Source organism: Agrobacterium sp. a22-2 (genome assembly GCF_012276985.1).
GTDB lineage: Bacteria > Pseudomonadota > Alphaproteobacteria > Rhizobiales > Rhizobiaceae > Allorhizobium.
In genome coordinates this window covers 47,601-58,544 of sequence record NZ_JAAXMM010000008.1, presented here as the reverse complement: position 1 = coordinate 58,544, position 10,944 = coordinate 47,601, and the positions used below count along the sequence as shown (strand labels likewise).

Below are 10,944 nucleotides of genomic sequence, written 5' to 3'. Positions count from 1 at the left end.
CATTCCAAAATAAATTATGCTTGTCAAGTCACGCCATACTTTCACGCGCTACCGAGACTGACCAAGTCCGCCATCACAGCCCGGATTTGCGGCCACGGGAATTCATCGCAAGGATCTTCCTCGCCCATCGCAACGATGGCATGGAGTTTTGCCGTAGCTCCGGCGACAGATCTGACGGGTAGCGCAAACAGATCATTCAATCGTTCCACCCGCATCACAAACGCTTCTTCCTCCGCCTGCTTGGCGCGGCTGTATCCCACCCGCTCGTCCAGGGCATCCCAAGCTGCCTGCCCCTCAGCAAGAACCGCTTTCGCCTGTACCTTTGCCGCCGCATGCTCCGGCGCATCGCCAAATACGCGGTCGATTTCCGCTATTGTGAACGCCGCGACCACGCAATCCTGACCGGGCGCAGCAATGTCAACATGAGGAAACCCGACAGTCGCAATCAGTGCCGTCTCCAGCCGCTGCTGCCTTCGGCAGAACTTCTCGACCTTATCATGAGCCGCCTTCCACTCCTGCCACAACAGCAGCGTTGGATCACCACCTTCAGGCCGGTCATTTTCGAAATGAACCGCCGCATTCACATTCCCAACCTGCACTGCCAGCCACGCCGCCGACGTGGAAAGCAATCTCCGTCGCGTGACGACAGGCAAACTTCTGCTATTGTCGGAATCAGCCATGATCCGAGTTCCCTATAACTTGGTTTGTGGTCAGGCTGTATAAGGTGTCACAACCACCTCATACAGCCGCAGCTCCATTTGGAAGCGAACGGCAACAATCGAAAAGTGCCACCCGCAGTCCTTGAAAGCCATATTACCAGACAAGCGAAGCACGATCAAATTGAAATCATACGATATGAAAGCTATCACTGGAGTGCAGATGAGAGCGGCACGCGCATTGATTAGATGGAGCGCCGAAGACCTCGCAAGCGCTGCCAGCGTAGGGGTGGCCACAGTTAGGCGCGCGGAAGTGGAAGATGCCGTTCCTTCGACCACAGTTGCAAACCTTAACGCGATCCGAATAGCGCTTGAATCGGCCGGCATCGAGTTCATAGACGAGAGCAATGGCAAGGGCGTCGGCGTCCGATTGGCAAAGGCTTCTGCCCCGCAAGAGACCCACGACGCAGAATAGCGACCCGTCACAACCCCAGCCCGCGCTTCCTCGCAAAGCTCCAATCAACCCCACCACCGTCTCTCACCACGCCGCTGATATGTTGACCGACGCGCTGGTCGAGCGCCTGTTGCCACGGTACAAGCTGGAAGCCGATGCCGTCATCGAGCATGGCGAACCGCCCGCTGGCAAGATTGACGCCGCCCTTGAGTAATCCGCTGACATATTCACCGGCCTGGCTCGGCGCGTAGGACAGCCCCCGCTCCGCCGCCATCTGACGGCCAACGCGGTCGATCTCGGCTCGCTCCAGTCGCTGCAGCAGATCCTTGGGCGCCCGGATGCTGCCATTGTCGAGACGCACGGCCTGCCCTTGATCGACAAGGCTTTGGCGGCGGCGACCCATGGCTTCGCTGACCACCCGCGCCTTGACGACGACACGCCGCGAACGGAACCGGGTGCCGCTGCCATCGCGCGTCCAGCCTCCACCGTCTTTCGGAAAGGACGGTGCGAGCTTCGCACCACGGCCTCGGGCATTGAAGCGCCCACTCCCCTGACTCGGCGGCCCACCGATCCGGTTGGGGTTTCCGCCGGCCTTGCGCACGGCGAGCTTCACCTGTGTGATGAACGGTTTCGAGTGCAGGCTGGCGCCAGAGCCCCGGCTCTTCGGTCGGCCCGGTTTGATGCGGAAATTGTTGTCGTCACGGTCTGCCATATGGGCAGGTTCGACGCCCGTCCCCGGCCTGGCAAGCGGCATTTGGCCGTCATCGCAGGCGGGCGGAAAAAGACTTGCAGCCGGGTAGATTGGCGTAGCGCACCTCGCGGAAGGTGCGGCGTATCCATTTCAGGAAAATGAAACATCAGCGAAACTTAAAGTTCCTCGCACCTCGCGCAAATCGCCCTTTTCCGTTTTCCGTACCGGAAAACAATGTGCAGGCAATCACTTGGAGCAACGCGAGCGCGAACCCCCGGTTCGCTTTATCTTGCGGTCCTTCCCCTACCCCTGTTTACGCTCCCAATATCGCTGCTTTCCGGTGTTTAAAGCCGAGAGCGAGGGGGGTTTCTATGCGCGCCGTTCAAGGGAAGTTCGCAGCAATTCGACCAGGGCTGAACGTTGGTCCGGCTTGAGTTTGTCGAGATTGTACTGCCGCCAGCGGATGGCCGGAAGCTCTGCCACGTGACCAATCTTCAGCAAGGACCAGTCCGGTTCCCCGCGCTCGAAGCCGATCAGAAATTCCCGGTGGTGATCCGGCATGCCGCCGATTAGCACCTCGATCATTTCATGCTGGGTTTTGACCAGATCATCGATTGCGACAGTCGTCTCGGTCATGCCTTCGAAGCCATTGTTGTATTCGTTTGCGAGGTCCTTGACACGGCCCGATAGCACCTCGCCCATAGGGCGGTTGTGACTGAGTAGGTAAACGATGAACGCTTCGCGCAGATCATCACTCAGCCCTTCATGGGCAAGCAGACCTCGCACGTCGAAGAGGTCACGCGGATGCTGCCGGTCCAGCGCGGCAACCAGTTTGCCCGCAAAAAGGTCTTCGAAGGAAACGACACTGGTTTCGGCAAAGCCGAACGCATCTTCAACCGCCTCGGTGACGGAAATCATGGATGGCTCATGGACCACGCCGCGTAATACGGGCGAGACTTCGATCTTGACCTGCGTCCCGTCCGCAATCACGAGCAGGCGCAGAACTGCACCATCATGAATGTTTTCGGTGACGCGCGCGCCGGGCAGCTCCGCAAGAGCTGCGGACTTGATGCGCTTCATCGCGGCATCGATCCCAGCCAAAGCCTCCGGCCTGTCATGGACCGGCAGATACATCAGATCGATATAAACCGAGAGGCGCGGCATGTTGCGCACAAAGAGGTTGATCGCCGTTCCGCCCTTGAGCGCAAAACAGGCTTCGCGCGCCACAATGGGAAGAAGGCGCATAAGGAGCCGAACCTGGGCCTGGTACTGGTCACGAAACGGCATCAAGGTCCTCCGGCACGGTTATCAGATAGACCGGATCGAGCCTGCCTCCGGGGACAAGCATGCGTTTGCCCTTGCCCAGATCGATCGCATCCTTGTCCAGACGCTTGAGCCACGCATGACGGTGACGATCCGCGAAGAGGAAGAACAGGCGTTTCACCTTGACGCTGTCACAGTCCACCAGCAGCTTTTGCAGCCGCCTCGGGCTGAAATTTGCGGCACTCTGCATGATCATATCGGCTTGATGGAAACTCTCATGGCGCGGCAGTTCATCGAGCATTTCCAGATAAGCACGCTCGGGCTGCGAAAGGGTCAATGGCCAATCCCACTGCCCCCATGCGAGCGAGGTCAGACTGCCACCCTGAAAGCGGGTGAGATCGCGGCCTGTTCCGTCCGCGATATTCCAGGCAAGACTGCCAAGCCCCTGCGTGATCGGATCATTCCGGAAGAGGGTCGCGCTGTTGTGATAGACAAAACGCTGAGGAAGGTTCAGCTTGTCCAACCATGTCGGCGGCTTGTCCGGCCCATAGAGATGAACGGTCTTGGTCTCGTGCGAGAGGTAATGGGCAAAACCCTGAAGCTCCAGCGCGGTGCGCCCGCCGACATAGAGCGGCGTTCGCAAGAGCAGGGTCTGAAGCGATATGACGACTTGCTGCCAGCTCAGCGTGCCACGCGGACGTCTATAGACACTGCGCACCGGCTGTTCCAGCCAGCCGGCCTTGACGTAGTAGGCGCGCAGATTGCTGGCTATGCCGCGCGCTTCCAGCCAAGCGGCATCCACGACCAGCCCCTCAGGGAGGTCTTTCTCAAGCCGGTTTAAATGTGATGCGGATTGCTCAGCCATACTGAGCATATTAAACGGTTCTCAAACTACTTTCAAGTTTGACATAACCTCAACATACTCAACAAGGTTGAGTATTCTCACCGATATTCAAACCCCGTATCTCCAGCGCCCGCCTCTGGCGGGCGCGATTTTCCCGCCGGAACAAGGGGAACCGCCGCTCACGCGGCGGCTCCTTCCTTGGTGTCCGCAACGCTTTGCAGACCGTGCAGGAAATCGGCGGCGCGCTGCGCATGGGCGGCGGCGCTGAAGATTGCGCGCTTGTCTTCCTTCAGCACTTTGAGCCAGCCCTGAATATAAGCTGCGTGGTCCGCACCAGGCTCCGGCGTCAATTCCAGATCGGCGCACAGAAATGCTGCGCCAAGCTCGGCAACCAGTTCCTCGCGGGCATAACCTTCATCGCCCCAATTTTTGCGACCAAGCTCCCGGTCAAGGCGGTTCTTGTGTTTTGTCCAGTGGGTCAGTTCGTGCGCTAGCGTCGCATAGTAGGCCTCGGGCACGTGAAAGCTCTCGAAACAGGGCATCTGCACATGATCGCTCGCGCCACTGTAATAGGCCTGATTGCCGCCGTGACGAATATCGGCACGGGTCGCGGCAAAGAACGCTTCGGCGTGTTCGATCCGCATGGCTGGATCAAGCACGGGTTCGGGCTTCGCATAATATTGCTCGGGCAGTCCTTCAATTTGCTCAACGTTGAAAACCGTATAAGCTCTCATGAACGGAATGTGCCGCTCTTCCTCTCCGCCGTCGTCCTGTTCCTCGGTCTTGGTGATGGTGTTCGCATAGACAACCATATTGCCACGCTCGCCCTTGCGCACATGCGCGCCAAGTTCATTGGCCTGCTTGAAAGTCATCCAATAGGGCGAGGAAAAACCTGCCTCGATGGCCGCGCCCCAAAGCATCAAAACGTTGATGCCGCTATAGGCCAGCCCGTTGTGCCGTAATGGTCTGGTGATCCTTCCCTCCATATTGCCAGCACTCCAAGGCTTCAGCCAAGTCAGCTCGCCATTTTCCAGATCGGCAATAATCTTGTCGGTCACCTGCTGATAAACATCGTTCTTCATGTCCCTTTTCCTTTGATCGGGTTGCGCATGCAACCGATCTGCCCCTCTGGCGAAGAGAGGGGGAAACCGTCCAGACCAAAAGCGTCCGGGGTGGTGCGGGCGCAGGCGAACGCCGAGCCACGGCCCGGATGCTTTTGCCCGAAGGGCTTGGTCTTGACGGAGGACGGGGCTGCAAGCCCCAAACAGACAGAAAAAGATCGCAGGGCTCCTAGAAGAGCCGTGCTCAGCAAACGGGCAGCAAAGCGGCCCGTCAAACGCAAGGGATGGAAGCCGGATGGCCGAGACCATGGGCTCGGTTCACGACAGCCCGGTCCGCAGGATGCGTCTCCTTACCAGACGCACACCATTTTGGGGAGCTTGTCCCACGTTATGGGAATGTTATGGCAGACCAGCGCAACTCGTCTCTGCATTTGAAGGGCAGGAGAACGCAGACCGTTTTTGCACGTCGCTGTGGGCCTCACAGCAAGGTGCGGTGACCGTTGGAGACCACTACGATATCTAACGCCTTGAACGGAATCGAACTGGAAATGTATGTAAATACATGCAGCCATCATGCTGTCAGTCAAGAACCGCGTTTGTACAGGCGGTAAATAACGCCAGAAATCCGGAATGATCCCCAAATCTTGCGCCTTCCAGCAATAGTGACGATCTGAAACGCAGATCGAGATCGCGATAGAACGCAACCCTTTCTGGCGACAATTGACCTAAAACCTGTCGTCCAGCAGCCCGTATGAGATAGTAATCCTCGACCATCCGCCCAAACGGCAAAGACGTAACGTGCGGCCATAGCACATTCAGGTCTGCCGCACTGGAACCCTCGCCCAGTACCTGCCCTATCGGTGTGTCGAGGGAGGCCAGAAGTTCCGGTGACCAATCATCGAGAACATGTTTCGTCTCGATCAGATTTTGCAGATGGACCCGCAGAAAGTCGGAATAGGTCGCACACGCAAGCACCTTGCCAAGAGGCGCACCATTGTCGTCGCCGGACTGCACCTCATAGGCCGGGAACGCCGCATCGAAACCGGCAACGTTTTCGAGCCGGACGGCCTCGACATCCACGCCATCGGCCTGCACGTTGACAACAACGTAGCCACCCGGATAGGCGACCGGCGATGGCACGGCGATGTTGACAAGGCCATCCAGCTCGATCCGCCCGGCAACATGCATATGTCCACTAAAATGCCAACCTATACCGGCGCGCGCGATACGTCGGCCAGTTTCAAGCGACGGCATACGCTTCGACCATTCCGGCGTGCAAGCCGACTGGATCTCGCTCCCTTCGCCCTTCAATGCAAGAGGCAAGGCCGGATAATGCGAAAAGGCCAGCAAGGTCTTGCCCAGCCGCTTCGCGCGATCAGCCACATCCTCCATCCATGCCAGCAGATAGGGGCGCTCTGCCAACACATGGTCCCAGGCTGCATCCGCTCTCACCCGCCAGGCGTCGCCAACCTTTTGGAAGACATTGGCGTCAAGCATCAGAAGCCAGAGTCCTTGCTGCGGCTCGACAAGATAGGACGCGTCAAGGCTCGCCCGATCATCATCCCCTGGAGTCTCCCAATGGAAAACATTGGGCGGACGCGTGACACCGTAGAGGGCCATGGCCTCCATCGCCTCGGCGGTCGACATGCCGCGCATCCCCGAACAGACGACGGCTGGCGCTGGGGCGCGATCATCGCTCGTCACCAGCCGAGGCTGAAGGCCATCAGCCTTTGTCAGTCGCTTGGCCAGATGACGCGATGCTGGACCGTAGGAATCATGATTGCCGAAGGTCGTGAAGAAGCGCAGGCCGTGTGTGTTTTCGTAGTCTGACAGAATGCGTTTCACGGCCGCAACCGCGCCCAGCTGACCGTCGTCGGAGTAATCCCCCAGAAGAACGACATCGCGGATGCCGCGCCGAACGATATCATCAAGCACGGCAAGGAAGGCTGAATGGCTCTCGTTGAACACCCGGGTCGACGCCATCGTGTCCGCCAGTGTTCGAAGGACAAGCCCGCCGCTCCCCTCTTCTACCATGCCATAGCCACCGTGCAAATCATGCAGATGAACGTCGGCGACCACTGCGATCTGCATCAGGCGGCGGCTTCCTGCCGTTCGCGGCGGGCAGCGTCGAACAGGTCCGGGCGGTCGAGATTGATATAGTCGACGCCGCTTTCGGCAATTTCGCGGTGAACGGCCATATCCTCTCCCCCATAGTAGATCATCACCTCAAGCCCGGCCCTCCGGCAGGCGCCGAGCAGACCCGCACGGCGCATCTGCTCGACAGTGATCTCAATGATTGTGGCGTGGTGAACGGCACCGACCAGGGACGGCGACTTGGCGATATTCAACGTCATCATCTTGCGAAATTCCGGGGCGATTAATTGCAGATCGCGGCGCATGTCCTCGGAAAACGAAAAATAGAACGTGTCGCGCACCATGCCCAGGTCTCGCACCAGCGCCACCACCTTTGCCGGATCGCAATATTTCAGTTCGATGTAGACGCCGGCGCGGCCACGCAAATGCCGGAGATAGGCATCGAGCCGCGGCACGCGGGCGCCACTGAAGGCGGCGTCGAACCAACTGCCGGCATCGAGGGCGTCAATTTCCTCTGACAGAGCATGGCCGATTGGGCCGGTGCCATTGGTGGTGCGGTCCAGCGTTTCGTCATGGAAGACATAGAGCACACCGTCGGCGCTCTCGCGCACATCGAGTTCGATGTAGTCGGCACCCTGCAGCAGCGCGAGGTCGGCGGCGGCAAAGGTGTTTTCCGGCGCAAACCGGTTGGCGCCGCGATGGGATACGATCCTGGTCATTGAAAAAGTCCTGTCAGTGTGCCGGCTCGAGCGTTTTCGCCCGGATGTCTTGATGAGAAACATGGGCGTGAAGATCGACAATGCGATTGCCCGATCTATCGAAGAGAAGCGGGAGATCCGATTTGCAGGTTATGCCGACGGACGCGCCGGGCGCATGCCGGACCGCTTCGCCATATTCCAGCGCATGGATGGGGCCGGCCAGCGTATCGATCGTGTAGAACACTTCCCGACCCATCGGCTCGACGGTAACGATCTCGCCCTTCAACGCCGCATCCGTATTCGAGACGAGGGTGATGTCTTCTGGCCGTAGACCGAATGTGACCTCTCCATCATGTTGGACGTTGAGGTCGAGTGACGTCTCACCCAGCCGCAGCCGGCGACCGGCGGCTCGCCCCTTCACGAGGTTCATCGGCGGTGTGCCGATGAAGCCTGCCACGAACAGGTTGCTGGGGCGGCGATAGAGGTCGTCCGGCGTGCCGACTTGGGCAATCTCGCCATTGTTCATGCAGATGATCCGATCGGCCATGGTGATCGCCTCGATCTGGTCGTGGGTAACGATCAGCGTGGTAAAACCGAGCCGCTTCTGGATGCTTTTCAACTCGGCACGCATGGTAATGCGCAGGGTGGCGTCGAGATTGGAAAGCGGCTCGTCGAGCAAAAGGATATTGGGTTCCTTCACCAGAGCGCGGGCAAGCGCCACACGCTGCTGCTGGCCCCCGGAGAGCTGCGAGGGACGGCGGTCAAGCAGTGCGCCGATCTGCACGAGGCTTGCCGCCTCCTCAACACGTCTGGCAATCTCGTCCTTGCCCATGGTTTTGAAGCGAAGCGGAAAAGCGATATTTTCCCGCACCGTCAGGTTCGGATAGAGCGCATAGGACTGGAAGACGACGCCCACATTGCGGTCGCGCGCATCGATGCGGTTGACGTTGTGACCGTCAAAGGCGATCTGTCCACCCGTGGGCGCATAGAGGCCCGCCAGAAGAAACAGCGTCGTGGATTTTCCGCAGCCGGATGGCCCGAGAATCGCAACGAACTCGCCGTCTTCGATGGTCAGGTTCATCGGTTTCAGAACCTGGGTCTCGCCCCAGCTCTTGGTGACGTTATCGAGAGTGATCTTGGCCATGGCAATTATCCCTTGATCCCGCCGAAGCTCATCTGGGTGATGTACTTCTGCGTGAAGGTGTAGAGGAGTAGCACAGGCAGCAGATAAATGATGCCGACAGCGGCGATCATGCCGTAGTCCGCGCCCATATTGTCCTGTGCCACGAAGAAGAGGTAGAGGCTCATCGTCATCTGGCTCTTGTCGATCAGCAGCGTCTGAACGAAGACGTACTCTTCCCACCCTCTTAAGAATGTGAAGGTGGCAACCGCGATCAATCCGCCGCGGATCTGCGGCAGCACGATCATGCGAAATGCCTGAGAGCGGGTGGCCCCATCGGTCACAGCGCTCATCTCAATGTCCCACGGGACATTGTCGAAAAAGCTCTTGAGCACGAAGATGGCGAAGGGCAGTTCCAGTGCGCTCATGACCAGCACCACGCCGGTCAGATTGTTGAGCAGGCCCATATAGTGAAGCTGGATGAAAATCGCGACGGTCAACGCCAATGCCGGAAAAGCGTGGAGCATAAGCAGGCCACGCAGAAAACTTTCGCGACCCGCAAAGGCGAAGCGTGACAGCGCATAGGCCGCAGGTGTCGCGACAAGCGTGACGATCACCGTCTGGCTGACTGCGAAGACAACCGAGCTTCCGAGTGCCACCCATATCGACGGCATCAGGTCCATGCGGGTGGTGGCGGTTCCGGCAATGTCGCGCTTCCACAGGAAGCGGTAGTTGTCGATCGTCATGTGGGGAAGAAGGAAAATCGCCACCAGAATGACGATCACGATGCCGAGCACGGCCCAGGAAAGGGCAGGTTTGCGCAGCCGGTCCGCCAGAAGCGCAAGAGCAATCGCGCCGAGATACGCAACGCCCGCAATGGCCGACGTCCGCCAAAGCACAAGCCGGCTGACGGCATCATCCGACAAGGTCAGCGACTTCACCAGCAGCCATAGGTAGGGCAGCAGCACCGGAACCGACACAATCGTCAGGAAGAGAATGATTGCCGACAGAAAGCCGGCTCTGTTGACGGTGCTCCGGCGTTCAAGGCGTCGCCAATCGGCGGAAGAAACGGTGTTGGTCTGGGCAAGTGTCATCACAGCACCTCGATCTTTGGGGCAGTGAAAGTGGAGCGCATGTTGGTGACGCGCCATTGCACGAGGGTGACAGCAACGCCGATGACCATCAAACCCAGCGCTAGCGCTGCACCATAAGCATAGGCACCGTTTTCGAATGCGCGGCGATAGATGTAGAGGGCATAGGGTGTGGAATCGTAGACCGGACCGCCGCCTGTGATGAGCAGGATGTATTCGTAGGTCGTCATCAGCGAAAGCGCCTGATAGATGGTAATGAAGCGGATGGGCTGCGAAAGCGCTGGCGCCACGATATGGCGCAACACACCCCATTCGCTGGCACCATCGACACGCGCCGCATTGGCAAGGTGCGAGGGAATAGAGCGGATCGATGAGGTCAGGATGACCATGGCGAAGGACGCACCGACGACACCATTTGCAAGAATGATGAGGAAGAGCGGAAAGTCGTTACGCAGGTTTATCGGCGGAAGACCGAACGTGCCGGTGACCTGATTGAGCAAACCGGACGGTGTCGGATCAGCAATCCATATCCACAAAATTCCATAGAGCACAGCCGGGCTCATACGCGGCAGCAGCCACAACCCGCGAAAGAAATTGCCGAGCCTGTCGGGTATCGCGGTCGATGTTATCGCCAGGAGTGCGCCAAGTCCGATATTGAAGATGAACAGGGTCGCGGTCACGTAGATCAGCGTTGTCAGCAGCACCATTGGCAACCGCGCATCGCGCTGGGTCATGCGTTCGAAGTTCTGCAGCGTAAATTGTCCGACGCGCAGGTTCGCCCCCATATCGGTGAAGGCGATGACCGTATTGACGACGATTGGCGCGAGAAAAAACACCGCAAGCAGCGCGATGGCAGGCGCAAGATAGAGCATCGGCCGTGCCGGACGGTGCGCTCGAAGCTGGAATTGGGACATTGTTGAGGACCAATGAAAACAGAGGTGCCGCCCGGCAGCAGGCCGGGCGGCACGGAGA

At 58.8% G+C, this 10,944-nt stretch carries 11 protein-coding genes; 1 reads left to right on the top strand and 10 read right to left on the bottom strand.

Annotation, left to right across the window (positions count from 1 at the left end; translation table 11 throughout):
• Positions 1 to 41: 41 nt before the first annotated feature.
• The gene (locus HFC70_RS13760; RefSeq protein WP_168473838.1) at positions 42 to 680 is read right to left on the bottom strand and encodes a hypothetical protein; all 639 of its coding nucleotides are present in this window, start codon (positions 678 to 680) and stop codon (positions 42 to 44) included.
• Positions 681 to 855: 175 nt separating this feature from the next.
• Here HFC70_RS13760 and HFC70_RS26970 point away from each other — a divergent pair, with 175 nt between their 5' ends.
• Positions 856 to 1,131, top strand: coding sequence for a transcriptional regulator (locus HFC70_RS26970; protein ID WP_246735784.1), 276 nt, complete (start codon positions 856 to 858; stop codon positions 1,129 to 1,131).
• A 7-nt stretch (positions 1,132 to 1,138) separates the two neighbouring features.
• Here the strand turns inward: HFC70_RS26970 and HFC70_RS13755 are convergent, their stop codons facing one another.
• The 9 genes from HFC70_RS13755 to HFC70_RS13715 form a co-directional block, all read right to left on the bottom strand.
• Positions 1,139 to 1,822 (bottom strand): DUF3363 domain-containing protein, encoded by a 684-nt coding sequence (locus HFC70_RS13755; protein ID WP_246735783.1) that lies wholly within the window; start codon positions 1,820 to 1,822, stop codon positions 1,139 to 1,141.
• 348 nt (positions 1,823 to 2,170) lie between these two features.
• Positions 2,171 to 3,088 (bottom strand): nucleotidyl transferase AbiEii/AbiGii toxin family protein, encoded by a 918-nt coding sequence (locus HFC70_RS13750; protein WP_168473836.1) that lies wholly within the window; start codon positions 3,086 to 3,088, stop codon positions 2,171 to 2,173.
• Entirely contained in the window at positions 3,075 to 3,929 is an 855-nt protein-coding gene (locus HFC70_RS13745; RefSeq protein WP_168474019.1) for a type IV toxin-antitoxin system AbiEi family antitoxin domain-containing protein, read from the bottom strand. The genes HFC70_RS13750 and HFC70_RS13745 overlap by 14 nt, the downstream gene beginning before the upstream one ends.
• A 158-nt stretch (positions 3,930 to 4,087) precedes the next feature.
• Complete coding sequence (locus HFC70_RS13740) at positions 4,088 to 4,990, bottom strand: ArdC family protein (RefSeq protein WP_168473835.1); 903 nt, start codon at positions 4,988 to 4,990, stop codon at positions 4,088 to 4,090.
• A gap of 558 nt (positions 4,991 to 5,548) precedes the next feature.
• A complete protein-coding gene (locus HFC70_RS13735) occupies positions 5,549 to 7,060 on the bottom strand; it encodes a metallophosphoesterase (protein ID WP_168473834.1) in 1,512 nt (503 codons plus the stop codon).
• The gene (gene ugpQ / locus HFC70_RS13730) at positions 7,060 to 7,782 is read right to left on the bottom strand and encodes a glycerophosphodiester phosphodiesterase (protein WP_168473833.1); all 723 of its coding nucleotides are present in this window, start codon (positions 7,780 to 7,782) and stop codon (positions 7,060 to 7,062) included. Before ugpQ ends, HFC70_RS13735 begins: the two co-directional genes overlap by 1 nt.
• Before the next feature lie 13 nt (positions 7,783 to 7,795).
• Positions 7,796 to 8,905, bottom strand: a complete 1,110-nt coding sequence (locus HFC70_RS13725; protein ID WP_168473832.1) for an ABC transporter ATP-binding protein — start codon at positions 8,903 to 8,905, stop codon at positions 7,796 to 7,798.
• A gap of 5 nt (positions 8,906 to 8,910) precedes the next feature.
• Complete coding sequence (locus HFC70_RS13720; RefSeq protein WP_168473831.1) at positions 8,911 to 9,975, bottom strand: carbohydrate ABC transporter permease; 1,065 nt, start codon at positions 9,973 to 9,975, stop codon at positions 8,911 to 8,913.
• Entirely contained in the window at positions 9,975 to 10,886 is a 912-nt protein-coding gene (locus tag HFC70_RS13715) for a carbohydrate ABC transporter permease (protein ID WP_168473830.1), read from the bottom strand. Before HFC70_RS13715 ends, HFC70_RS13720 begins: the two co-directional genes overlap by 1 nt.
• Positions 10,887 to 10,944: the final 58 nt, after the last annotated feature.

Excerpts from the sequence above, each read along its gene's own strand:
- HFC70_RS13735 (WP_168473834.1), bottom strand. The coding sequence starts at position 7,060 with ATGCAGATCGCAGTGGTCGCCGACGTTCATCTGCATGATTTGCACGGT.
- HFC70_RS13715 (WP_168473830.1), bottom strand. The coding sequence starts at position 10,886 with ATGTCCCAATTCCAGCTTCGAGCGCACCGTCCGGCACGGCCGATGCTC.
- HFC70_RS26970 (WP_246735784.1), top strand. The coding sequence starts at position 856 with ATGAAAGCTATCACTGGAGTGCAGATGAGAGCGGCACGCGCATTGATT.
- HFC70_RS13750 (WP_168473836.1), bottom strand. The coding sequence starts at position 3,088 with ATGCCGTTTCGTGACCAGTACCAGGCCCAGGTTCGGCTCCTTATGCGC.
- HFC70_RS13755 (WP_246735783.1), bottom strand. The coding sequence starts at position 1,822 with ATGGCAGACCGTGACGACAACAATTTCCGCATCAAACCGGGCCGACCG.
- HFC70_RS13740 (WP_168473835.1), bottom strand. The coding sequence starts at position 4,990 with ATGAAGAACGATGTTTATCAGCAGGTGACCGACAAGATTATTGCCGAT.
- HFC70_RS13745 (WP_168474019.1), bottom strand. The coding sequence starts at position 3,929 with ATGGCTGAGCAATCCGCATCACATTTAAACCGGCTTGAGAAAGACCTC.
- HFC70_RS13760 (WP_168473838.1), bottom strand. The coding sequence starts at position 680 with ATGGCTGATTCCGACAATAGCAGAAGTTTGCCTGTCGTCACGCGACGG.
- HFC70_RS13725 (WP_168473832.1), bottom strand. The coding sequence starts at position 8,905 with ATGGCCAAGATCACTCTCGATAACGTCACCAAGAGCTGGGGCGAGACC.
- HFC70_RS13720 (WP_168473831.1), bottom strand. The coding sequence starts at position 9,975 with ATGACACTTGCCCAGACCAACACCGTTTCTTCCGCCGATTGGCGACGC.
- ugpQ (WP_168473833.1), bottom strand. The coding sequence starts at position 7,782 with ATGACCAGGATCGTATCCCATCGCGGCGCCAACCGGTTTGCGCCGGAA.